General features: G+C 70.6%; 21 protein-coding genes, 1 pseudogene and 1 riboswitch. Of the genes and pseudogenes, 14 read left to right on the top strand and 8 right to left on the bottom strand.

Annotated features, from left to right (window positions below; genetic code table 11):
• The first annotated feature begins 68 nt into the window (after window positions 1-68).
• On the top strand, window positions 69-875 hold the full coding sequence (locus ACZ5ID_RS12530) for a polysaccharide deacetylase family protein (protein ID WP_468896631.1): 807 nt from the start codon (window positions 69-71) through the stop codon (window positions 873-875).
• Entirely contained in the window at window positions 875-2,056 is a 1,182-nt protein-coding gene (locus tag ACZ5ID_RS12525) for a YncE family protein (protein ID WP_468896628.1), read from the top strand. Before ACZ5ID_RS12530 ends, ACZ5ID_RS12525 begins: the two co-directional genes overlap by 1 nt.
• A gap of 63 nt (window positions 2,057-2,119) precedes the next feature.
• On the opposite strand, the gene ACZ5ID_RS12520 is transcribed toward ACZ5ID_RS12525, so the two are convergent.
• The 3 genes and pseudogenes from ACZ5ID_RS12520 to ACZ5ID_RS12510 all read right to left on the bottom strand — a co-directional run bounded on the left by ACZ5ID_RS12520 (window position 2,120) and on the right by ACZ5ID_RS12510 (window position 4,893).
• Window positions 2,120-3,331 carry a cytochrome P450 gene (locus ACZ5ID_RS12520; protein ID WP_468896625.1) on the bottom strand — a complete coding sequence of 404 codons (1,212 nt, stop codon included), beginning with the start codon at window positions 3,329-3,331 and terminating at the stop codon, window positions 2,120-2,122.
• Window positions 3,328-4,044, bottom strand: a complete 717-nt coding sequence (locus ACZ5ID_RS12515; protein ID WP_468896622.1) for a tRNA-dependent cyclodipeptide synthase — start codon at window positions 4,042-4,044, stop codon at window positions 3,328-3,330. Before ACZ5ID_RS12515 ends, ACZ5ID_RS12520 begins: the two co-directional genes overlap by 4 nt.
• 211 nt (window positions 4,045-4,255) lie before the next feature.
• Window positions 4,256-4,893 (bottom strand): annotated as a pseudogene (locus ACZ5ID_RS12510) (GNAT family N-acetyltransferase).
• A 119-nt stretch (window positions 4,894-5,012) separates the two neighbouring features.
• Here ACZ5ID_RS12510 and ACZ5ID_RS12505 point away from each other — a divergent pair.
• A complete protein-coding gene (locus tag ACZ5ID_RS12505; RefSeq protein WP_468896620.1) occupies window positions 5,013-5,225 on the top strand; it encodes an EF-hand domain-containing protein in 213 nt (70 codons plus the stop codon).
• 51 nt (window positions 5,226-5,276) lie between these two features.
• Here ACZ5ID_RS12505 and ACZ5ID_RS12500 read toward each other — a convergent pair whose 3' ends face one another.
• The 4 genes from ACZ5ID_RS12500 to gcvT all read right to left on the bottom strand — a co-directional run bounded on the left by ACZ5ID_RS12500 (window position 5,277) and on the right by gcvT (window position 9,656).
• Window positions 5,277-6,647, bottom strand: coding sequence for an L-serine ammonia-lyase (locus ACZ5ID_RS12500; protein WP_468896617.1), 1,371 nt, complete (start codon window positions 6,645-6,647; stop codon window positions 5,277-5,279).
• A 161-nt stretch (window positions 6,648-6,808) separates the two neighbouring features.
• Window positions 6,809-8,071, bottom strand: coding sequence for a serine hydroxymethyltransferase (gene glyA / locus ACZ5ID_RS12495; RefSeq protein ID WP_365100703.1), 1,263 nt, complete (start codon window positions 8,069-8,071; stop codon window positions 6,809-6,811).
• Window positions 8,072-8,096: 25 nt separating this feature from the next.
• Entirely contained in the window at window positions 8,097-8,474 is a 378-nt protein-coding gene (gcvH, locus tag ACZ5ID_RS12490) for a glycine cleavage system protein GcvH (RefSeq protein ID WP_468896613.1), read from the bottom strand.
• Between the two features lie 69 nt (window positions 8,475-8,543).
• On the bottom strand, window positions 8,544-9,656 hold the full coding sequence (gene gcvT / locus ACZ5ID_RS12485; protein WP_468896610.1) for a glycine cleavage system aminomethyltransferase GcvT: 1,113 nt from the start codon (window positions 9,654-9,656) through the stop codon (window positions 8,544-8,546).
• Window positions 9,657-9,799: 143 nt separating this feature from the next.
• A riboswitch (glycine riboswitch) is annotated at window positions 9,800-9,922 on the bottom strand.
• A gap of 127 nt (window positions 9,923-10,049) precedes the next feature.
• Between gcvT and ACZ5ID_RS12480 the strand changes: the two genes are divergently transcribed.
• From ACZ5ID_RS12480 to ACZ5ID_RS12430, 11 genes are all read left to right on the top strand, one after another.
• Window positions 10,050-10,727: an AAA family ATPase gene (locus ACZ5ID_RS12480; protein ID WP_468896607.1), complete on the top strand. Its 678-nt coding sequence runs from the start codon at window positions 10,050-10,052 to the stop codon at window positions 10,725-10,727.
• 109 nt (window positions 10,728-10,836) lie between these two features.
• A complete protein-coding gene (locus tag ACZ5ID_RS12475; protein WP_468896605.1) occupies window positions 10,837-11,604 on the top strand; it encodes an enhanced serine sensitivity protein SseB in 768 nt (255 codons plus the stop codon).
• Between the two features lie 138 nt (window positions 11,605-11,742).
• Window positions 11,743-12,540 (top strand): enhanced serine sensitivity protein SseB C-terminal domain-containing protein, encoded by a 798-nt coding sequence (locus ACZ5ID_RS12470; RefSeq protein ID WP_468896602.1) that lies wholly within the window; start codon window positions 11,743-11,745, stop codon window positions 12,538-12,540.
• A gap of 378 nt (window positions 12,541-12,918) precedes the next feature.
• Window positions 12,919-13,917: an ABC transporter permease gene (locus tag ACZ5ID_RS12465; RefSeq protein ID WP_468896599.1), complete on the top strand. Its 999-nt coding sequence runs from the start codon at window positions 12,919-12,921 to the stop codon at window positions 13,915-13,917.
• 65 nt (window positions 13,918-13,982) lie between these two features.
• Window positions 13,983-15,737 carry an ABC transporter substrate-binding protein gene (locus tag ACZ5ID_RS12460; protein WP_468896596.1) on the top strand — a complete coding sequence of 585 codons (1,755 nt, stop codon included), beginning with the start codon at window positions 13,983-13,985 and terminating at the stop codon, window positions 15,735-15,737.
• Window positions 15,738-15,838: 101 nt separating this feature from the next.
• Window positions 15,839-16,849, top strand: coding sequence for an ABC transporter permease (locus ACZ5ID_RS12455; protein WP_468896593.1), 1,011 nt, complete (start codon window positions 15,839-15,841; stop codon window positions 16,847-16,849).
• On the top strand, window positions 16,846-17,940 hold the full coding sequence (locus ACZ5ID_RS12450) for an ABC transporter ATP-binding protein (protein ID WP_468896590.1): 1,095 nt from the start codon (window positions 16,846-16,848) through the stop codon (window positions 17,938-17,940). Before ACZ5ID_RS12455 ends, ACZ5ID_RS12450 begins: the two co-directional genes overlap by 4 nt.
• Window positions 17,937-19,313, top strand: a complete 1,377-nt coding sequence (locus ACZ5ID_RS12445) for an ABC transporter ATP-binding protein (protein WP_468896587.1) — start codon at window positions 17,937-17,939, stop codon at window positions 19,311-19,313. The genes ACZ5ID_RS12450 and ACZ5ID_RS12445 overlap by 4 nt, the downstream gene beginning before the upstream one ends.
• Before the next feature lie 96 nt (window positions 19,314-19,409).
• Window positions 19,410-20,816 (top strand): M1 family metallopeptidase, encoded by a 1,407-nt coding sequence (locus tag ACZ5ID_RS12440; protein WP_468896584.1) that lies wholly within the window; start codon window positions 19,410-19,412, stop codon window positions 20,814-20,816.
• Between the two features lie 91 nt (window positions 20,817-20,907).
• Entirely contained in the window at window positions 20,908-21,564 is a 657-nt protein-coding gene (locus ACZ5ID_RS12435; protein ID WP_468896581.1) for a trimeric intracellular cation channel family protein, read from the top strand.
• Between the two features lie 75 nt (window positions 21,565-21,639).
• The gene (locus tag ACZ5ID_RS12430) at window positions 21,640-22,479 is read left to right on the top strand and encodes a thioesterase family protein (protein ID WP_468896579.1); all 840 of its coding nucleotides are present in this window, start codon (window positions 21,640-21,642) and stop codon (window positions 22,477-22,479) included.
• 184 nt (window positions 22,480-22,663) lie between these two features.
• On the opposite strand, the gene ACZ5ID_RS12425 is transcribed toward ACZ5ID_RS12430, so the two are convergent.
• On the bottom strand, window positions 22,664-23,314 hold the full coding sequence (locus ACZ5ID_RS12425; RefSeq protein ID WP_406551282.1) for a TetR family transcriptional regulator: 651 nt from the start codon (window positions 23,312-23,314) through the stop codon (window positions 22,664-22,666).
• Window positions 23,315-23,374 lie beyond the last annotated feature (60 nt).

Below are 23,374 nucleotides of genomic sequence, written 5' to 3'. Positions count from 1 at the left end.
GCGACCCGTAAAGGCCCTGAAATGGGTCAATCATTACCTTCCGCCCTTCGGCGTACTTAAATGTCGATGTGCTCAATCCATCTCCCCGCGGGGTCGACCGCCGCAGCGCACTGCGAGCCGGGGCGGGGGCCGCCGCCGCGGGGGCCTTCGCGGCCGGCTGTACGCACGACGAGGGCGGCGCCGGGCCGCCCGCCGCCGCGACGCCCCCCGCGTCCCCCGCCTCCGCCCGCCCCGGCACCGTCCGCGCGGCCCCGGCCCCCCGCGCCTTCCCTGCCCAGCCCGCCGAGGTCACCCACGGCCCGCGCGACCGGCCGAAGGTCGCGCTCACCTTCCACGGCCAGGGCGACCCCGGACAGGCCACCGCCGTGCTCACCGAGGCCGAACGGGCCGGCGCCAAGGTCACCGTCCTGGCCGTCGGCAGCTGGCTCGACGAGCACCCCCGAATGGCCCGCCGCATCCTCGACGGCGGCCACGACCTCGGCAACCACACCCAGCGCCACATCGACATCTCCGCGCTGGCGGAGCCGGAGGCGTACGCCGAGATCACCGGCTGCGCGGACCGGCTGCGCCGGCTCACCGGCTCCATCGGGACCTGGTTCCGGCCCTCCCGTACCCAGTACGCGACGCCGCTCGTTCAGAGACTGGCCCGGCGCGCGGGATACCCGCACGTGCTCAGTTACGACGTCGACTCGCTCGACTTCACCTCGCCCGGCGCCGCGGCCGTGACGCGGAACGTCACCGCGCGGATCCGCAACGGATCCGTGGTGAGCCTGCACTTCGGCTACGCGGACACGGTCGCCGCGCTGCCGGTCCTCCTCGCCGACCTCGACCGCCGCGGACTGCGCGCGGTGACCACCACGGAGTTGCTGACCTGATGCCGACCCCCACCAAGAGGACCGCCGCGCTGCTGTGCGGCCTCCTGCTCGCCGCGCTCGCCGGCTGCTCCTCGTCCGCGGACAAGGGCGGGAACGAGGCCCTGGGCACCAAGGGCGCCGCTCAGCCCGTGCCGAAGCGGGCCGTCCCCCAGGGCCTGCCCGGGATGCCGCCGGTCCTGGACCCCAAGGACGCCTACGCCGCGGACCGCCCGAACGCCCTCCAGCCGGCCGTGAAGAACTTCCTCGAACGCGTCTACGTGCCCAACACCAACTCCAACACGGTCTCGGTGATCGACCCCAAGACGTACAAGGTGATCGAGACCATCCCGGTCGGGCACCAGCCCCAGCACGTGGTGCCCTCCTGGGACATGAAGACCCTGTGGGTCAACAACGACCTGGGGGACAGCCTCACCGCCATCGACCCGGCGACCGGCAAGGCGGGCCGCACGGTCCAGGTCTCCGACCCGTACAACCTCTACTTCACGCCCAACGGCAAGTACGCGGTCGTGATGGCGTCGATGGACCGCGAGCTGGTGTTCCGCGAACCGGTGAACATGAACCGGGTCAAGACCGTCCCGGTCCACTGCGCGGGCGTCAACCACGCCGACTTCTCCATGGACGGGCGCTACTTCATCGTCTCCTGTGAGTTCTCCGGCGAACTGCTCAAGGTCGACACGGAGAAGATGCAGGTCATCGCGCACCAGAAGCTGCCGTTCGAGGGGGCGATGCCGCAGGACGTGAAGATGTCCCCGGACGGGAAGACCTTCTACGTCGCCGACATGATGGCGCACGGCATGTGGGTCATGGACGGCGACCGGTTCAGCACACCGACGCTGCTGCCCACCGGCAAGGGCTGCCACGGCCTCTACGTCAGCCGCGACTCCAAGGAGATGTACATCTCCAACCGGGGGGAGGGCACGATCTCCATCTTCGACTTCGCGCAGAACAGGCTGACGAAGAAGTGGCGTCTGCCCGAGGGCGGCAGCCCCGACATGGGCGGGGTCTCGGCGGACGGCAAGGTCCTGTGGCTGTCGGGCCGTTACGACGCCGAGGTGTACGCCATCGACACCACCACCGGGCGGGAGATCGCCCGTATCCCGGTCGGCTCGGGCCCGCACGGCCTCGCGGTCTACCCGCAGCCGGGCCGGTACTCGCTCGGCCACACCGGCATCTTCCGCTGAGCCGGTGCGTTCCGCACGGACCGACGGCCGCCCCCGGGAGGTGATCCCGGGGGCGGCCGTGTCTCACCAGAGCACCGGGAGCCGTTCCGGCAGGCGCTTGATGAAACCGGTCCGCCACACCAACTGCTCGGCCGGAACCGCGAGGCGCAGCCCCGGCAGCCGTTCCACCAGCACACCGAGCGCGATCTCCGCGTGGGCCCGGCCCAGCCCCGTGGCCGGGCAGAAGTGGCGGCCCGCGCCGAAGGAGAGGTGCGGGTTGACCTCGCGGTCCAGGTCGAGCCGTTCGGGGTCGGTGAAGACCGCCGGGTCGAAGTTGGCGCCCTCGACCAGGACGAGCACCAGCTCACCCTTCCTGACCAGGACGTCACCGACCCGGACGTCCTCGGTGGCCAGCCGCGGCAGCCCGTCGCCGATGGACAGGTTCCAGCGCAGCAGCTCCTCCACCGCCCGGCCCATCCGGTCCGGGCGCGCCCGCAGATACGCGATCAGCTCCGGGTGCTGGAGCAGCGCGAGCACCGCCAGGACCAGGAACGCGGAGGTGGAGACCGCGCCCGCGCCGAAGAGCGAGACCGCGACCGTCGCCAGCATCTCGTCGGTGAGGTGCGCCGACTCCTCCTCCGTCCGCAGCTCGGCGAGACGGCCCAGCAGCCCCGCGCGCCGGTCCTCGGGCGCGTTGAGCCGGTCGACCATGTAGCCGAGGTCCTTGTACCAGTTGAGGCGGGAGCCCTCGAAGGGGTGCGGGCTGGTCATGAACGCGATGTCCAGACCGCTCATCAGCCGCCGCCAGTCCGCGAACGGCACCCCGATCACCCTGCAGTGCAGGGCCGCCGAGAAGGGGTCGGCGAACCCCGCCCGGAAGTCCGCGGGCGGCCCCTCGGCGAGCAGGCCGTCGACGAACTCGTCCGCCCGCTCGCGCAGCCACCGGCGCAGACCGTCGGCGCGCGGGTTGAGCGCCTTCAGCACGGCGCCGCGCAGCCCCGCACTGGTGATGTTCCCCATGTTGTTGACGACCTCCGGCGGGATCGTCAGCGCGTACTGGCGGGGGGCGCCCGGGGACGCGGTGTCCTTGAGGCTGAACCGGTCGTCCTCCAGGACGCTTCTGGCCAGCGCGTGGCTGCTCACCAGCCAGGCGGTGTCCCCGGTCAGGGTGCGCACCCGGGCCACCGGCGCCTCGGCGCGCAGGGCGGCGCACTCCTCGGGGAGCACATCGCCGCGCCGGCCGAACGGGAAGCCCGGCAGCGGACGGGTGGTGGTCTCCGTGCCGGTGGCGCTCACGCGGCGGCTCCTTCCGGGCCCGAGGGCCGCGGGCGCACGACCGCGTACGCCTGGTTGCGGGAGGCGCGCAGACCGCCGCCCCTGGCGTAGAGGAGTTCGGTGAGGGGGATCGGCGCGTGGTAGCAGGACACCGAGGAGGGGACCTGGAGGATGCCCGGGGTGTCGAGGAAGAACGGGAGCTCGGCGGCGATGTAGTCGAGACAGGCGGCGGTCCGCGCCTGGCTCACCCGGCCGCCCGCCTTGCCGGCCAGGAAAGCGGCGGCCATCTCCTCGCAGCCGGTGCGGAACTCGTGGTCGGTCGCGAGGAAGTGCCGCACCCGGCGGTGGAGCAGGTCGTACACCGGGTTCCCCTCGAACTCCGAGAGGGCGTGGACGCCGACCGGGAGCCCGCCGGGGCCGGCCTCCTCGACGCCCCGCACGATCCTTCTGCGGACCGCCTTCAGCTCCTTGGCGGCCCGTCGGCGCGCGTGCTCGTCGTCGTAGCCGAGCGTCGTGAACATCCGGTCCACATGGCGGTCGGCGTAGACGAGGTCGACCCGGTCGAAGCGGGCACGGGCCCAGCGGAGGAGACCGGCGATGCGCTCGGCGCTGAAATAGCTGTTTCCCGGGCTCACCCCGATGAGGACGTGGTCGCCCTCGTCCCAGATGAGCCGGCAGCTCCGGGTGAACGGCTGGAAGGTGAAGGTGGTGGTTGCTTCAGTGGTGGCAGTCACTCCTGAATCGCCCCAGCGCCGCGAGTCCCTGGGAGCCCTGTGCTCCCGGTGTGGCGGCGACAGCACGAAGTTATCGCCCGGTGGCGGAGCGTAGGGAAGAGGGTCCCGGGCTTTTGGCCGGATCTCGATGCCTCGACATGCCGTGCGCGAGGTTTGGCGCGCCCGCTGCCCGCTGCCCGCTGCCCGACGCCCGCTGCTCCCGGCCCGGGGTTCAGTGCGCCACCAGCAGCGCCTCCGAGCCGACGGGCCGGTACCCCGCCGCCTGGAAGGTCCGTACGCTGCGGGCGTTGCCCGGGGACTGCTGGGCCCAGAGGACCGGCTCGGGAGCCAGATGCCGGGCCGCCAGCGCGAGCCGTACGCCCAGCCCGCGCCCCCGGGCGCCCTCGTCCACCTCGATCGCCGCCTCCCAGCGCCCGGCCACGCCCCGCCCGAGCACCAGCACCCCGCCGTCCGCCGCCCACACCCGGACCTCGTCGCGGAACTTGTGGGCCCGCGCCACCCGGGGGTGGTCCGGGTCGTGCAGCTCGGTCAGCGCGAGCGGCGGCTCACCGGGCAGGGCGGGGGCGCAGGTGAGGAGGTCGACGCAGTTCATCCGGCGGCCGGTACGGGCCATCAGGGCGGCCAGGAAGCCCGGGTTCATCGAGGCGCCGAGCGGATGGCGTCGGTGGCCGCGAGCGTGTCCCGCACCCACTGCGGGTCCTCGTCCAGGAAGACCACCGAGTGCGCGGTGAACGCCAGCACGCCCGCGTCCCGCGGGTTCGGCTGGGGAACGACGGTCGTCGTCCCGTCGGCGGGCGGGAAGTGCCCGCGCGCGGCGGCGGCCAGTATGCCGCCCAGTTCCTGTCTCATGTCCCTGCCTTCTCCGCGGCCCCGTGACGATCCGGCGGCGGCCACCGCCGTACGGGGAGGGGCGGTGGGCCCGTTAGTCTGACCCCCGTCAAAAACGCACCAAGATAGGGGTGGACCCAGTGGCGGACATCGAAGAGGCCCGCAAGGCGTTCGCGCGGCTCGACGTCGACGGCGACGGCGAGGTGACGGCGACCGAGTACAAGCAGGTCATGGCCCAGCTGGGCGACTTCCACGTCACCGAGACCGTGGCCCAGGCCATCATCAGGGCCAAGGACGCCAACGGCGACGGCAAGCTGTCCTTCGAGGAGTTCTGGGCGTCCCTGGACAAGTGACCCCGAGCCCGCCGGCCGGCCCGTCTCCACACGGGCCGGCCGGCACAGCCGTCAGCACTCGATGATGTTGACGGCCAGACCGCCGCGCGCGGTCTCCTTGTACTTCACCGACATGTCGGCGCCCGTCTCCTTCATGGTCTTGATGACCTTGTCCAGGGAGACCTTGTGGCTGCCGTCGCCGCGCATCGCCATCTTCGCCGCCGTCACGGCCTTCACGGCCGCCATGCCGTTGCGCTCGATGCACGGGATCTGGACCAGGCCGCCGACCGGGTCGCAGGTCAGGCCCAGGTTGTGCTCCATGCCGATCTCCGCGGCGTTCTCCACCTGCTCGGGGGTGCCGCCGAGGACCTCGGCCAGGGCGCCCGCTGCCATCGAGCAGGCCGAGCCGACCTCGCCCTGGCAGCCGACCTCGGCGCCGGAGATCGAGGCGTTCTCCTTGAAGAGCATGCCGATCGCGCCCGCGGCCAGCAGGAAGCGGACCACGCCCTCGTCGTCCGCGCCGGGCACGAAGTTCATGTAGTAGTGCAGCACGGCCGGGATGATGCCCGCGGCGCCGTTGGTGGGGGCGGTGACGACCCGGCCGCCCGCCGCGTTCTCCTCGTTCACCGCCATCGCGTACAGCGTCGCCCACTCCATCGCGTGCGCGTCCGGGTTGCCCTCGGCGCGCAGCTGGCGGGCGGTGGTGGCGGCGCGGCGGCGGACCTTGAGGCCGCCCGGCAGGATGCCCTCGCGGGACATGCCGCGCGAGACGCACGCCTGCATCACACGCCAGATCTCCAGCAGCCCGGCGCGGATCTCGTCCTCGGTGCGCCAGGCCTTCTCGTTCTCCAGCATCATGGCGGAGATCGACAGACCCGTCTCGTTCGCGAGGCGCAGCAGCTCGTCGCCGGTGCGGAAGGGGTACTTCAGGACGGTGTCGTCGGGGACGATCGGGTTCTCGCCCGCGACGGCATCCTCGTCGACGACGAACCCGCCGCCGACCGAGTAGTACGTCTTATCCAGGAGCAGGGCGCCCTCGCCGTCGTGGGCGAAGACCGTCATGCCGTTGGCGTGGTACGGCAGCGCCTTGCGGCGGTGCAGGATCAGGTCCTCGTCGAAGTCGAAGGGGATCTCGTGGGCGCCGAGCAGGTTGATCCGCCCGCTGGACTTGATCCGCTCCACCTCGTCGTCGGCGCGCTCCACGTCGACCGTGCGCGGCGAGTTGCCCTCCAGGCCCAGCAGGACCGCCTTAGGGGTGCCGTGGCCGTGGCCGGTGGCGCCCAGCGAGCCGTAGAGCTCGGCCCGTATCGAGGCGGTGTGGGCCAGCAGGCCCTCGTTCTTCAGACGGCGCGCGAACATACGGGCCGCGCGCATCGGGCCGACCGTGTGGGAGCTGGACGGGCCGATGCCGATCGAGAACAGGTCGAAGACCGAGATGGCCACGGAAGGACTCCTTGGTGGGGTAGACGCCGTTGTCTGCCGGGTGGTGCAGAGCGAGCAGGTGGAACGGGCGGTGCAAGGGTTCGGGGCACCGCTCTCACTGTCCAGTGTGCGTCCAGTGTGCGCGGTGCCCCGAAGGTTCGTACGAACAAAAGGGTACGAAACTACTTCAGGCCGGGGTACAGGGGGTGCTTCGCGGCCAGGGCGGAGACCCGGGCGGCCAGCGCGTCCTTGTCGAAGTCCGGCTTGAGGGTCTCGGCGATGATGTCGGCCACCTCACGGAAGTCGTCCGCGCCGAAGCCGCGGGTCGCCAGCGCCGGCGTGCCGATCCGCAGGCCCGAGGTGACCATCGGGGGGCGCGGGTCGTTCGGGATGGCGTTGCGGTTGACCGTGATGCCGACCTCGTGGAGGCGGTCCTCGGCCTGCTGGCCGTCGAGCTCGGAGTTGCGCAGGTCCACCAGGACCAGGTGCACGTCCGTGCCGCCGGACAGGACCGAGACGCCGTGCGCGGTGACGTCGTCCTGGACCAGGCGCTCGGCCAGGATGCGGGCGCCGTCCAGGGTGCGCTGCTGGCGCTCCTTGAACTCCTCGGAGGCCGCGACCTTGAAGGACACCGCCTTGGCCGCGATCACGTGCTCCAGGGGGCCGCCCTGGAAGCCGGGGAAGACCGCGGAGTTCAGCTTCTTCGCGAAGTCCTTGTTCCGGGCCAGGATGATGCCGCCGCGCGGGCCGCCGAGCGTCTTGTGCGTGGTGGAGGTGACCACGTCCGCGAACGGCACCGGGTTCGGGTGCAGCCCGGCCGCGACCAGGCCGGCGAAGTGCGCCATGTCGACCCACAGGAGGGCCTCGACCTCGTCCGCGATACGGCGGAACTCGGCGAAGTCCAGCCGGCGCGGGTACGCCGACCAGCCCGCGATGATCACCTTGGGGCGGTGCTCCTTGGCCAGCCGCTCGACCTCGGCCATGTCGACAAGACCGGCCTCGTCGACGTGGTACGGGACCACGTTGAACTGCTTGCCGGAGAAGTTCAGGCGCATGCCGTGGGTGAGGTGGCCGCCGTGCGCCAGGTCCAGGCCGAGGATCGTGTCGCCGGGCTGGGCGATCGCGAAGAGGGCGGCCTGGTTGGCGGAGGCACCGGAGTGCGGCTGGACGTTGGCGTACTCCGCGCCGAACAGGTCCTTGACCCGGTCGATCGCGATCTGCTCGGTCACGTCCACGTGCTCGCAGCCGCCGTAGTAGCGGCGTCCGGGGTAGCCCTCGGCGTACTTGTTGGTGAGGACCGTGCCCTGGGCCTCCATGACCGCGACCGGAGCGAAGTTCTCCGAGGCGATCATTTCGAGGGTGGACTGCTGACGGTTCAGCTCGGCGTCGACGGCCGCGGCGACGTCCGGGTCGAGCTCGTGAAGAGGGGTGTTCAGAAGCGACATCGGAAGATCAGTCCTTACGCCGTGGTCAGCTGCCTGCGAACGCGGTGTACTCGTCGGCGGAGAGCAGGTCGCCCGGCTCCTCGGCGACGCGCACCTTGAACAGCCAGCCGCCCTCGAAGGGGGCGGTGTTGACCAGCGACGGGTCGTCGACGACGTCCTGGTTGGCCTCGGTGACCTCGCCCGTCACGGGGGAGTAGAGGTCGCTGACCGACTTGGTCGACTCCAGCTCACCGCAGGTCTCGCCCGCGGTCACCGTGTCACCGACCGCCGGGAGCTGGACGAACACCACGTCACCGAGCGCGTTGGCCGCGTGCTCCGTGATGCCGACCGTCGAGACGCCGCCCTCGGCGTCCGACAGCCACTCGTGCTCCTTGCTGTAGCGCAGCTGCTGGGGGTTGCTCATGACCAGAATTCTCCTGTACGAGGGGGAGTGGTGGTGAACGGAAAAGTCATGCGGTGCGTGTGCGAGGGGTCACTTCTGGCGCTTGTAGAACGGCAGCGCCACGACCTCGTACGGCTCATGCGTACCGCGAATGTCCACGCCGACGCCGGAGGTGCCCGGTGCGGCGTGCTCGGCGTCCACGTACGCCATGGCAATCGGCTTGCCCAGCGTGGGCGACGGGGCGCCCGAGGTGACCTCGCCGACGGTCTCGCCGCCGGCCACCACGGAGAAGCCGGCGCGCGGCACCCGGCGGCCCTCGGCCACCAGACCCACCAGCTTGCGCGGCGCCTTGGCGGCGGCGCGCTCGGCGGCGGCCTCCAGGGCCGCGCGCCCCACGAAGTCGCCCTCCTTCTCGAACTTCACGACCCGGCCGAGCCCCGCGTCGAACGGGGTCAGCGCGGTGGTCAGCTCGTGCCCGTACAGCGGCATGCCCGCCTCCAGGCGCAGCGTGTCGCGGCAGGACAGACCGCACGGCACCAGGCCCGCGTCCTCGCCCGCCTCGGTGAGCGCCTGCCACAGCTTCTCGGCGTCGGCCGGGGCCACGAAGAGCTCGAAGCCGTCCTCACCGGTGTAGCCCGTACGGGCGATCAGCGCCGGGACGCCGGCCACCGTGCCGGGCAGGCCCGCGTAGTACTTCAGGCCGTCCAGGTCGGCGTCGGTGAGCGACTGCAGGATGCCGGGGGACTTCGGGCCCTGGACGGCGAGCAGCGCGTAGTTGTCGCGGTCGTCGCGGACCTCGGCGTCGAAGCCGGCCGCGCGCTCGGTGACCGCGTCCAGGACGACCTGGGCGTTGCCCGCGTTGGCGACGACCATGTACTCGCTCTCGCCGAGGCGGTAGACGATCAGGTCGTCGACGATGCCGCCGTCCTCCTGGCAGATCATCGTGTAGCGGGCGCGGCCCACGCCGATGGTGCCGATGTTGCCGACGAGCGCGTAGTCCAGGGCCTTGACGGCCTCCGGGCCGGTGACGGTGATCTCACCCATGTGGGAGAGGTCGAAGAGACCGGCCCTGGTGCGGACGGCGTTGTGCTCGTCGCGCTCGCTGCCGTAGCGCAGCGGCATGTCCCAGCCGGCGAAGTCGGTCATGGTCGCGCCCAGCGAACGGTGCGTCGCGTCAAGGGCGGTGAGACGGGGGTTGCTCATGAGGGTGTGGCTCCCAGGGCATGACGGCGAGGACGATCCTCCCCATCTGTCATCGGAACCTGAGAGGTTCGCCGGGAGACCCGGCTTGCACCTTGGGTGGGGCCGCGCCGTCCGGGGACGCGCGGCCCGCTTTTCAGATCTGCCTCATCCACGCGGTACGGGGCCTGAGAGATTCAAGGGAGGGACTTGCTCCTTCGGCGCCCCGCGATCCACCAGGCCTTCCGGGGCCTTGGGGGAACTGCCGGGGACTCTCCCGCGTGGATTCAAGCGGCCGGTATGCAGTTGGCGGGCACATCATTGCACGGCTCCGCGGAACGGCATATCGCTCAGGCCTCATTACCATCTCTTTACGCACATTGGGGAAGGGTCGCACGACCCGGCAGGGGAGGACCGATGACGGTGCACAGGCACACGGCGGCGAAGGCCGGCCCGGCGGTGCCCGCGCAGCGCGCCACGGCGCCCGGCGCCACGGCGCCCGGTGCGGCGCCCGTGGTGCGGGACCTGCGCGGGCGCGCCGGACGCACCCCGCGCACGCTTCGGTTCGCCGCGGGGGACGTGGTGGTGGTCTCCGGGCTGCCGGGCAGCGGCAAGACCACCCTGCTGCGCCAGGCCGCGCCCGGCCTCGGCATCGACTCGCAGGACACCCGCAGGGCCTGGGAGGCCCGGCTGCCCGGGGTGCCGTACGCGCTGTACCGCCCGGTGGCCCGCGTCGCCCACTTCCTGCGGACGCACCGGGCGCTGCGCGCGGGAGAGGGCCTGGTCGTGCACGACTGCGGCACCCACGCCTGGGTGCGCTGGTCACTGGCGCGCCGGGCGGCCCGGGGCGGGCGCCGCCTCCATCTGGTGCTGCTCGACGTCCCCCCGGAGGTGGCGCTGGCGGGGCAGGCGGCCCGCGGGCGCAAGGTGTCCGCGTACGCCTTCGCCCGGCACTCCCGGGCGGTGCCGCGCCTGATAGCGGCGGTCGCGGCGGGCCACCTCCCCAGGGGCGTGGCGTCGGCGGTGCTGCTGGACAGGGACGCGGCCGGGGCGGTGGACCGGATCGCTTTCGGGGAGCCGCCCGGCCGGGACTAGAGTTTCGGCGCGGGGACCGCGCGACCGGCGCCGTACGGCCCGCACGGCACCCGCGAACACCCGCTGACCCCACTGACACCCGCAGTCACGCGAAGACGAAGGACGGCATATGAACTTCCCGCACCCGCTCCCGCAGGGCGGCGGCGGCTGGCCGGGCAACGAGCTGGAGGAGGCTCTGGCGGCGGCCCTGGGCAACCCGACGGCGGGCCCGCGCCTGATAGAGGTCATGGGCCGCAACCCCGTCTGGGTGCCGCTGCCCAACGGCGGCGGCCAGGACAGCCGGGATCTCGATCTGCCCACCATGGAGATCGACGGCGCGCCGTACGTCCCGGTTTACAGCTCCGAGCAGCAGTTCCTCCAGTGCGTGGGCCCGCACATGTCGTTCGCTATCGCGCCGGCCGTCGAATTCGCCCGGGGGCTGCCGCCGCAGCTGGGCATCGCGCTGAACCCGGAGGGCGCGGTCGGTGTGCCGCTGCCGCCGCCCGCCGTGGCCGAGCTCTGCCGTACCGGGCGCACCGCCCTGGACGGCCCCGCCTCCGGCGCCCGGGTACGGCTCTTCGAGCCCGACTGGCAGGAGGACCCGGTGGACTTCCTGACCGCCGCCTCCGCCGAGTTCGAGGCCATCGGCGTGGTGCGCACCGCCCGCCGCGCGCTCGCCTCCATCGAGGGGGACGAGCCGACCCTCTTCATCGGCGTGGAGTTCGCCACCTGGGACGGAGCCGGGCGCAACGCCCCCATGGAGGCGCTCGGCCGGGCGCTGGGCCGGGTCCCGGTCGGCTGGCCGGTGAACCTGGTGCTGCTCGACGTCGCCCAGGACCCGGTGGGGGACTGGATGCGGGAACGGGTGCGCCCCTTCTACACCCGGCCCACGCCCTAGCACCCCGGCACCGGTCCGCCCGCGCGCGGGCCGCTCCGCGGTCCTCCCGCATAAGCTGGTTCCATAATCCGTAGACCCCCCACGGCCGCCCGCCTGTGCGCCGGCGGCGCGGGGGAACGAAGAGGGGCGGGACCCAGGGTGAGTGCGTCAGGCACCGCGGCGGCCGGGCAGGTCGAGCACATGCTGCGCCAGGTGGCCCCCGGACGCTACGACGCGTACGAGGCGCTGCTGCACGCCCTCGCCGACCCCTCCTCCGGCCGGCTGTGGATGCTGCTGTGGCACGGCGGCCCCGGCGCCCCCGACGCGCAGTACGGGAACATGGAGGTCGACGGGGTCGCGTACGCCCCCTGTGTGACCTCCGCCCAGGAGCTCTCCGCCAGTGGCTGGAACCGGGCCCACGAGGTGGTCACCGGCCGGGACATCGCCCGCGCCCTCTACCCCGACCGGTACGGGATCTGGCTCAACCCGCACGCCCCGGGCGGCGGGGTCGGCATCCCGTGGCCGGATCTGCGCCGGATCGCCACCGGCCTGGACCGGATGCCGGCCGGTCCGCTGCGGATCACCGAACCGGCCGTGGAGATCCCGCAGTTCTACGCCCTGCTCGCACAGCACGCGCACCGCACCCCCGCCGTGCGGGCGCTGCGCCGCGCCTGGGTGCAGCCCGCGCTCGGCACCCCGTACCTGGCCATCGGCCTCGACCTCTACGACACCGGGCCGCGGTCCGTCGACGCGGTGCGCGCGATGATGCAGCAGTCGGTCGCCGCCGTCCCCGAGGGGCTGCCGGTCTCCACCGTCGCCCTCTCCGACGAGTACGACCCGGTCGGGATGTGGCTGCGCGCCCGGGGCCGGGCCTTCTACGACCGCGAGGCGCACTCCGCCCCGGCGGCCCCCGCCGGCGGGTACGGCTATCCGCCGGCCGCCCCGCGCGCCTACTGACGCCACCCACAAGTCGCACAAGCCGCACACGCCCCACACGTACCCAACAGTCGCGCCTGTCCCGGTTGCCGCCCACTGGTCCACCCAATTCGCCAGTTCATCAGGGCAGTTGGGCGACATGACCGATCTGGTCGGTTAGTACACGACTGGTCCGCTCAGACGATCACACCGTCCGCATAACGGAAGTCATCTGACCGCATCACGTTTAGGCAACCATTCACCGTCAGGTCTGGCGGGTGATCGCGAACGCGTTGAAGACTCCCGGCTAACAAGGGCCGGTTCGGCCCGTCGCAGATCACCGCACCACCTGATGGAACAAGCCGCCACAGCGGCTGGTACGGGCCGGCCATCCGCCGGCCGGGAGGGGTCAGAGGCACTGTGACCGCACCGCTCGAGACCACCGGATCGGCTGCCGAGGTGCCGCCGGAGGCAGTACTCACGGGGGCCAAGCAGAGCCAGATCGAGGGCCGTTCACTCGGACAGATCGCCTGGACGCGCTTCAAGCGCGACAAACTCGCGGTCGCCGGTGGCGTCGTCGTCGTCCTGCTCGTCCTGCTCGCCGTTCTCTCCAAGCCGATCCAGTGGGCGTTCGGGCTCGACCCGAACGAGTTCCACCAGGACCTGATCGACCCGGCCCTGCTGGCTCCCAAGGGAGCCTGGGGCGGCATGAGCTGGGAGCACCCGCTGGGTGTCGACCCGCAGTACGGGCGCGACATCCTGTCCCGCATCATCGAGGGCTCCTGGGTGTCGCTGCTCGTCGCGGGCGGCGCCACGCTGCTCTCGGTCGTCATCGGCGTGATCATGGGCGTCACGGCAGGGTTCTACGGCGGCTGGGCGGACACCCTGATCAGCCGTGCGATGGACGTCTTCCTGGCGTTCCCGCTCCTGCTCTTCGCCATCTCGATCTCCGCGTCGCTCCAGGACGGGGCGTTCGGACTGACCGGGCTGCCACTGAGGATCAGCGTGCTGATCTTCGTGATCGGCTTCTTCAGCTGGCCCTACATGGGCCGTATCGTCCGGGCCCAGACGCTCAGCCTGCGCGAACGCGAGTTCGTCGAGGCGGCCAAGAGCCTCGGCGCCCGCGGTCCGTTCATCCTGATCAGGGAGCTGCTGCCGAACCTGGTGGCTCCGATCCTGGTCTACGCCACGCTCCTGATCCCCACGAACATCCTGTTCGAGGCCGGACTCAGCTTCCTCGGCGTCGGCATCTCGCCGCCGCAGGCATCGTGGGGCGGAATGCTCTCCACCGCGACCGACCTCTACGAGGCGGACCCGCAGTACATGATCGTGCCGGGCCTGGCCATCTTCATCACGGTCCTGGCGTTCAACCTGCTGGGCGACGGGCTGCGAGACGCCCTCGACCCGCGAGGCAAGTAAGCACGCGGCACCTGCCACACAACGACACATCTGCCGCAACCATCCATAGAGGGGGCATTCCTCAGGTGAAGACGAGAAAAGCGACCGTTCTGATCGCTACCGCCGTGGCGCTGACACTGGGGGCCACCGCGTGCAACGACTCCAAGGACGACAAGGGCAGCGGCGGCGGTAAGTCGGTCACCGACGCCGCGCTCAGCCAGATCGTGAACAAGTCCGACAAGAAGGGTGGCACCGCCACCTACGCCATGTCGGACGTCCCGGACTCGATGGACCCGGGCAACACGTACTACGGCTGGGTGCAGAACTTCTCCCGCCTGTACGGCCGTACGCTCACCACGTTCAAGCCGGCCGCCGGCAAGGACGGCCTGACCGTGGTCCCGGACCTCGCGGAGTCGCTCGGCAAGCCCAGCGCCGACGCGAAGACCTGGACGTACACCCTGAAGAAGGGCCTGAAGTTCGAGGACGGCACGCCGATCACCTCGAAGGACGTCAAGTACGCCGTCGAGCGCTCGAACTTCGCCCCCGAGGCCCTGTCCAACGGCCCGACGTACTTCAAGTCCCACCTGGAGGGTGGCGACAAGTACGAGGGTCCGTACAAGAACAAGGACCCCAAGGGCATCGCGTCCATCGAGACCCCGGACGACTCCACCATCGTCTTCAAGCTGAAGGACGCCTTCGCGGACTTCGACTACCTGGCGACGTTCTCGCAGACGGCGCCGGTGCCGAGGGACAAGGACAAGGGCGCGACCTACGTCCAGCACATCATCTCCTCCGGCCCGTACAAGTTCGAGTCCTACGAGGAGGGCAAGGGCGCGACCCTCGTCCGCAACCCGCAGTGGGACCCGAAGACCGACCCGAACCGCCCGGCCCTGCCGGACAAGATCAGCATCCGGTTCAAGGTCAACGCGGTCACGGTCGACAACGACCTGCTCGCCGACAACCTGACCGCCGACGCGGCCGGCACCGGTGTCTCCCCGCAGACCCAGCCGAAGGTCCTCACCAGCCCGAAGTACAAGTCGCAGACGGACGGTTCGTACGCCGGCGCGACCTCGTACATCGGTCTGAACGTGAACGTCGCCCCGTTCGACAACATCCACTGCCGCAAGGCCGTGCAGTGGGGCATCGACAAGGCGTCGATCCAGGCCGCCGCGGGTGGCGCGCCCAAGGGTGACGTCGCCTCGACGCTGCTGCCGCCGTCGGTCAACGGCTACGCCAAGTTCAACCTGTACGAGACCCCTGGTGACAAGGGCGACGAGGCCAAGGCCAAGGACGAGCTCAAGCAGTGCAACCAGCCGAACGGGTTCTCCACGAACCTGACGGCCCGCTCCGACCGCCCGTCCGAGATGGCCATGGCCACCGCGGTCCAGGCGTCGCTGAAGAAGCTCAACATCAACGCGGAGATCAAGTCCTTCCCCGCGGGCAAGTACTTCCAGAACTTCGCCGGCAACCCGCAGTACGTGCACGACCACAAGCTCGGCATGATCATGACCGCGTGGGGTGCCGACTGGCCGACCGGCTTCGGCTTCCTGGACCAGATCATCAACGGTTCGGCCATCAAGCCGTCCGGTGGCAACAACGTCCAGGAACTGAACGACCCGGCGATCAACAAGGCGCTGAACGACGCCATCTCCAACACGGACAAGACCGCCCGTGAGAAGGCCTGGGGCGACATCGACAAGATGGTCGCCGAGAACGCCTCCGCCGTTCCGCTGATCTACCGCAAGAACCTGCTGTTCCGCCCGACGTCCGCGACGAACGTCACGGTCACCCAGGCGTACCTCGGTATGTACGACTACCTGCTGATGGGTTCCTCCAAGTAAAGCGGCTGAGCCCCCGAGTTCTTTGAAAGGCAGGTGAAGGCTCCGGTGCCCGCCGGGTCGGGAAGACCCCCGGCCTGGCGGGCACCGGTTGCCGGACAGCTGTGGCTGCGTACATCATCCGACGCGCTTTCGGCGCGGTGGTCCTGCTGCTGATCGTCAGCGCGGTCACCTTCGCGATTTACTTCCTGGTGCCCCGGCTGGCCGGCCAGACGATGGACCAGTTGGCCGCCCAGTACGTGGGCAAGGACGCCAATGCCGGTGCGATCGCCGCGGTGAAGAAGAACCTCGGGTTCGATCAACCGCTCTACGAGCAGTACTGGCACTTCATCAAGCAGATCTTCGTCGGCGCGACCTACCAGTTCGGTCCCGACGCCTCGGTCTGCAACGCCCCCTGCTTCGGCTACTCGTTCAAGAACCACGTCGAGGTCTGGCCGCAGCTGACCGACCGCATCCCGGTCACCTTCTCGCTCGCCATCGGTGCGGCCGTCATCTGGCTGACCTCCGGTGTGGCGGTCGGTGTCGTCTCCGCCCTCAAGCGGGGATCGTTCATGGACCGCTTCTTCATGGCCATCGCCCTCGCGGGCGTGTCCCTCCCGATCTTCTTCACCGGGATGCTGGGCCAGGGACTGTTCACGGTCCAATGGCCCATCTGGTCCGGCGTGCACTATGTGCCGTTCATGGACAATCCGGCCGAGTGGGCCTGGAACCTGCTCATCCCCTGGTGCAGCCTCGCCTTCCTCTACTCCGCGCTCTACGCCCGGCTCACCCGGGCCGGAATGCTGGAGACCATGGGGGAGGACTACATCCGCACCGCCCGTGCCAAGGGCCTGCGGGAGCGGACCGTCATCGGCAAGCACGGCCTGCGTGCCGCGCTCACCCCGATCGTCACCATCTTCGGCATGGACTTCGGTCTGCTGATCGGCGGCGCGGTCATCACCGAGCAGGTCTTCTCCTTCCCGGGCCTCGGCTTCTACGCGGTCGACGGCGTCCGCAACAACGACCTCCCGGTCGTGATGGGCGTGACCCTGGTCGCCGCCTTCTTCATCGTTCTCTGCAATCTGCTGGTGGACCTGGTGTACGCCGCGATCGACCCCAGGGTGAGGCTCTCGTGAGCGACCTGAACAAGACCGGCGCGGCCGTCGGCGAGCCGGTGGCCGAGCGCCCCGCCGACGCCGGGGAGGCCTTCCTCTCCGTACGGGACCTGCGCATCCACTTCAACACCGACGATGGCCTGGTCAAGTCCGTCGACGGGGTCAGCTTCGACATCAAGCCCGGCAAGACCCTCGGCATCGTGGGCGAGTCCGGCTCCGGCAAGTCGGTGACCTCGCTCGGCGTGATGGGGCTGCACCGCAGCGCCAACGCCCAGATCTCCGGCGAGGTCTGGCTGGACGGCGAGGAGCTGATCGGCGCCGACCCCGACCACGTACGGCGGCTGCGCGGCCGGAAGATGGCCATGATCTTCCAGGACCCGCTCTCGGCGATGCACCCGTACTACACGGTCGGCGCGCAGATCGTGGAGGCCTACCGGGTCCACAACGAGGTCTCCAAGAAGGCCGCGAAGACCCGCGCCATCGAGATGCTCGACCGGGTCGGCATCCCCGAGCCCGGCAAGCGCGTGGACTCCTACCCGCACGAGTTCTCCGGCGGTATGCGCCAGCGCGCGATGATCGCGATGGCGCTGGTCAACAACCCGGAGCTGCTGATCGCGGACGAGCCGACCACCGCCCTGGACGTCACCGTGCAGGCGCAGATCCTGGACCTCATCCGGGACCTGCAGAAGGAGTTCGGCTCCGCGGTCATCATGATCACGCACGACCTCGGGGTGGTCGCCGAGATGGCGGACGACCTCCTGGTGATGTACGGCGGCCGGTGCATCGAGCGCGGCCCCGCCGAGAAGGTCTTCTACGAGCCCCAGCACCCCTACACCTGGGGTCTGCTGGGGTCGATGCCCCGCATCGACCGCGAGGAGACCGACCGGCTGATCCCCGTCAAGGGCTCGCCGCCGTCGCTGATCAACGTGCCGTCCGGCTGCGCCTTCAACCCGCGCTGCCCGTACGCGGACCTCCCCAAGGACAACGTCACGCGCACCGTGCGTCCCGAGCTCAAGCAGTGGGACGACGCCGAAGGGCACTTCTCGGCCTGCCACATGTCGCAGGAGGAGCGGACCCGTATCTGGACCGAAGAGATTGCGCCGAAGCTGTGAGCGAGAGCGAGAAGAAGCCCGCCCCGGGCACCGAGGGCACCGAGAAGGCGATCCCGGAGCAGTCGGCCACCTCGCCCGAGCCGCTCCTGCGGGTGGAGGGGCTCACCAAGCACTTCCCCATCAAGAAGGGGCTGCTCGGGCGGCAGACCGGCGCGGTCAAGGCGGTCGACGGCGTCTCCTTCGACGTCATGCCGGGTGAGACCCTCGGCGTGGTGGGCGAGTCGGGCTGCGGCAAGTCGACGATGGGCCGGCTGGTGACCCGGCTGCTCGAACCGACCGGCGGCAAGGTCGAGTTCGAGGGCCACGACATCACGCACATGTCGGCCGGGAAGATGCGTCCGCTCCGGCGCGACATGCAGATGATCTTCCAGGACCCGTACGGCTCGCTGAACCCGCGCCACACCATCGGCGGGATCGTCTCCACCCCCTTCCGGCTCCAGGGCGTCACGCCCGAGGGCGGGGTGAAGAAGGAGGTCCAGCGGCTGATGGCGCTGGTGGGCCTCAACCCCGAGCACTACAACCGCTATCCGCACGAGTTCTCCGGCGGCCAGCGCCAGCGCATCGGCATCGCCCGCGCGCTCGCGCTCAACCCGAAGCTGGTCGTGGCGGACGAGCCGGTCTCGGCGCTCGACGTGTCGATCCAGGCACAGGTGGTCAACCTCCTGGACGACCTCCAGAGCGAGCTGGGCCTCACGTACGTGATCATCGCCCACGACCTGTCGGTCATCCGGCACGTCTCGGACCGGATCGCGGTGATGTACCTCGGCAAGATCGTGGAGCTCGCCGACCGCAAGTCGCTGTACGCCGCCCCCATGCACCCGTACACCAAGGCGCTGCTCTCCGCGGTGCCGGTGCCGGACCCCAAGCGCAAGGGCGTCAAGAGCGAGCGCATCCTGCTCAAGGGAGATGTGCCCTCGCCCATCTCGCCGCCGAGCGGCTGCCGCTTCCACACCCGCTGCTGGAAGGCGACGGAGGTCTGCAAGACGCAGGAGCCGCCGCTGATCGCCCTCAAGACCGGCCACCAGGTGGCCTGCCACCACCCGGAGAACGCCCCGGACCAGGTCCCGGGCGAGGCGGTGCTGCCGCAGGCACGGGAGTCGGTCGAGCTGTCGGGAACGAAGGACGAGGCCGCTCAGACCGCGACGGAGCCGACTGAGCCGGCTGCGGCTGAAGCCGCGGCGACCCCTGAGGCCCCGGCAACCACGAAGGCCACCGCGACCCCTGAGGCCGCGGCGACCGCGAAGGCCACCGCGACCCCTGAGGCCGCGTCGGCCACCGAGGCTGCCGGGCCCGCCGAGACCGCCGGGTCCACGGAGACTCCCGGCGGCGCGGCCGGACCGGATGCCCCCGTTCAGGAGTCAACCGACAAGTAACGCATGACGGTTCGGTAAAGTCATGTTCACGCCGAAACGGGAGAGTGCAGAGTCTGCCTGTCCGTACGCACGGAAACGCGTTCGAAGGGCAGACCCATGGCACTCTCCCGTTCGGCACGTCGTACCTCACGGCTGCTCGCCCTGGCCACCGCGGCGGCCTCGGCCTTCACCATCGCCGCCGCACCCGGCGGCGGCTCGCCCGGCGCCGCCGGGATCGGCGACCCCTACTTTCCCGACCTCGGCAACGGCGGCTTCGACGCTCTCCACTACGACCTCGGTGTCAGCTACCAACCGGATTCCGGCCGGCTCGACGGGCATACGACGATCACCGCCCGCGCCACCCAGACACTCACCAGCTTCCACCTCGACCTCCAGAAGCTCACGGTCGACGCGATACGGGTGAACGGCAGACCGGCTGACTTCACCCGCGACGGCGACGAGATTGTGGTGACGCCCCGTCACAAGCTGCGGAAAGGCAGCGAGTTCGAGGTCTCCGTCGGCTACGGCGGAGTGCCCGTCGCGCTCAACGGTCCCATCGTCTTCGGCTCCGACTACGGCTGGATGAAGACCAAGGACGGCGTCTTCGTGGCCTGCGAGCCGAACGCCGCCTCCACCTGGTTCCCCTCCAGCGACCACCCCTCCGACAAGGCCACCTACGACATCCGCATCGACGCGCCCAAGGGCCTGACCGGCGTCTCCAACGGCCGCCTGCTCTCCTCGTACGACCGGGGCGACCGCTCGTACTTCCACTGGCGCGAGAACCGGCCGATGGCGACCTACCTGGCCACGGCGACCATCGGCAAGTTCGACGTGACGACCGGCAGGACCCCGGCCGGGACGCCGATCTACGTGGCCATCGACCCCGTCCTCAAGGGCCAGAACCAGGTCGACGTGTACGCCGTCACCGCCGAGGCCACCGACTACTGGTCCCAGGTCTTCGGCCCGTACCCGTTCGAGGAGACGGGCGCGATCGTCGACGACATGCCGCAGGCGGGCTTCTCGCTCGAAGTGCAGTCCAAGCCCGCGTACTCGGCGGTGCGCAACGAGACCACGATCGTCCACGAGCTCGCCCACCAGTGGTTCGGGGACTCGGTCTCGGTGGCGCAGTGGAAGGACATCTGGCTCAACGAGGGCTTCGCCAGCTACGCGCAGTGGCTGTGGGAGGAGCACAAGGGGCGCGGCACCGCCCACGACCTGGCCCGCGCCTACTACAACCGGGTGCCGGCCACCGACCCGTTCTGGCAGCGGGAGGTCGCGGACCCGCAGCGCGACACGATGTTCGCGGGGGCCGTCTACCGGCGCGGGGCGCTGACGCTCCAGGCGCTGCGCGAGCGCATCGGCGACACGGCATTCTTCAAGCTGCTGCCGGCCTGGACGAAGCTGCACCGGTACGGCAACGCGGACACCGCCCAGTTCGTCGCGCTGGCCGAGAAGATCTCCGGACAGCAGCTGGACGACCTCTTCCAGAAGTGGATCTACACGACGGGCAAGCCGGCCTGGTAGGCGAGCCGGCCCGGTAGCCCAACGGGCCCGGTGGACGAGTGGAGCACCCGGCACGTTCGGGCGGTGAAACGCGGCGGGGTAAAAATGTCGGGTGCTCCACGAACTGTTCACCCCTTCCGTCCAGCATTCCCTGGACCTCGTCGGGATCTTCGTCTTCGCGATCTCCGGCGCGCTGCTCGCCGTGCGCAAGAACTTCGACGTGTTCGGCATCGCGGTCCTGGCCGAGGTCACCGCGCTGGGCGGAGGGCTGTTCCGGGATCTGATCATCGGCGCGGTGCCGCCCGCCGCATTCAGCGATCTCGGCTACTTCATCACCCCGCTGCTCGCCGCCGTGCTGGTCTTCTTCCTCCACCCCCAGGTCGAGCGCACCCAGCGCGCCGTCAACGTCTTCGACGCGGCGGGCCTCGGGCTGTTCTGTGTCACGGGCACGACGAAGGCGTACGACTACGGGCTCGGCCTCACCTCCTCCGCCGCCCTGGGCCTGGCCACGGCGGTCGGCGGCGGTGTGCTGCGCGATGTCCTGGCCAACGAGGTCCCCTCGCTGCTCCGCTGGGACCGCGATCTCTACGCGGTGCCGGCGATCGTGGGCGCCACGATCGTGGCCCTGTGCATCCGCTTCGACACCCTGAACGCCCTGACCAGCGGCTTCGCCGTGGTCGCCGCGTTCCTGCTGCGTCTGGCGGCGATGCACTACCACTGGCGCGCACCGAGGGCGTGGAACAGGAGGAGCGCGACGGCGGAAGAGTAGGAGAGGAGAGGCGCGGCGGCCGCCCGATGAGAAAAAAAGCTACCGCTCAGTAACGTACCCGTGTACCGTGTCCGCATGGCACAGGCAACGATCGGGGACAGCGAGTTCGACCGGGACACCGCCGTCACCCCGCGCGCGGACGAAGACGGCGTCTACGACGCCCATCTCTCGGCCGGATGGACGATCATCCACGCCGTGAACGGCGGCTACCTCCTCGCCCTCCTCGGCCGCACACTCGGTCAGGCGCTCCCGCACGCGGACCCGTTCAGCGTGACGGCCCACTACCTCACGCCCTCGGCCCCGGGCCCGGCCGTCGTGCGCACCCAGCGCGTGCGCACCGGCCGTACGCTCTCCACCGGCCAGGCCTCGCTCTTCCAGTACGACGAGAACGGCGCCGAGGTCGAGCGCATCCGCGTCCTCGCCTCGTACGGCGACCTGGACGCGCTCCCGGACGACGTACGCACCACCGCCAAGCCGCCGGTGATCCCGCCGATCGAGCACTGCCTCGGCCCGGCCGACGGCCCCGCGCCGATCCCCGGCAGCTCGGCCATCACCGACCGGCTGATGCTGAAGCTGGACCCGACCACGCTCGGCTGGGCGGTCGGCGCTCCCTCCGGCAAGGGCGAGATGCGCGGCTGGTTCGGCCTGGCCGACGGCCGCGACGCCGATCCGTACTCGCTGCTGCTCGCGGTCGACGCACTGCCTCCCACCGCGTTCGAGATGGGCCTGACGGGCTGGACCCCCACGGTCGAGCTCACCGTCCACATCCGCTGCCGCCCGGCCCCGGGCCCGCTGCGGGTCTCCATCACCACACGCAACCTGGCGGGCGGCTTCCTGGAGGAGGACGCCGAGGTCTGGGACAGCACGGACCGCCTGGTGGCCCAGTCCCGCCAACTGGCGAGGGCCCAGCGCTAGCTCGCGCCGCTGGGGCGCGGGGTTTGGGTGCGGGTTGTCCATGGCTGGTCGCGCAGTTCCCCGCGCCCCGGTGGTCCGGGGCCGAGCCGGGTTCTCCGGCTGTGGCCGGACTCCCTCGGGGGCGCGGGGAACCGCGCGAGCGACCCCCACAGGCCCGCAGACGTAGACGTAGACGCAGCCCACCTCAGTCCAGCCAGTGCCGACGCCCCAGCGTCACCAGCCGCAACTGCCGCCGCGCGGTCGCGATGACCGCCTCCTCGGCGAGCGTGACCGCCTCCTCCCCGTCGCACGCGGCCCCCGCCCCCGCCTCCAGGATCGCGGAGGCCGTCATCACCATGTGATCGACGTACACCCCGGCCAGCATCCGCAGATCCCCCCGGCTCCACCCCGCCGACTCCGGATCCGTCCCCAGCGCCGCCGCCACCTCCTCGCCGAACCGCCGGAGCTGCACGCCGATGGCCGCGCGCACCGGCGCCACCCCGCCGTGCCGCTCGCGCGCGATGAAGCGGACATGCGCCGGATGCGCCCGCACATGCGCGGCGATCAGCGACACCGCGCGGTCGATGCGCTCCTCGCTCTCCCCGGTGGTCACCATCACCGCCCGGATCGTCTCGTGCAGACTCCCGAGCGCCCCCTCGACCAGCGCCACCCCGAGGTCGGCCATGTCCTTGAAGTGCCGGTAGAAGGCGGCGGGGGAGACCCCCACGGCCCGGGTGACCTCACGAAGCCCCAGGCTGCTGAGGCTCTGGTGCTCCAGCAGAACGAGGGCGGCGTCCAGGAGCGCCTGACGCGTCTTCTGCTTCTGGGCCTGGCGGATCCCGAGAGTGTGGCTCATTCCACTCAGTAAACAACCGTTCGCTGATTTTGAAAAGGCTAGACTGGGTAGTCAGTTAAC

The sequence above is a fragment of the Streptomyces sp. NPDC031670 genome, assembly GCF_055580545.1.
The sequence above is the reverse complement of the archived record's forward strand: the minus strand, read 5'-3'. Positions and strand labels throughout refer to the sequence as shown.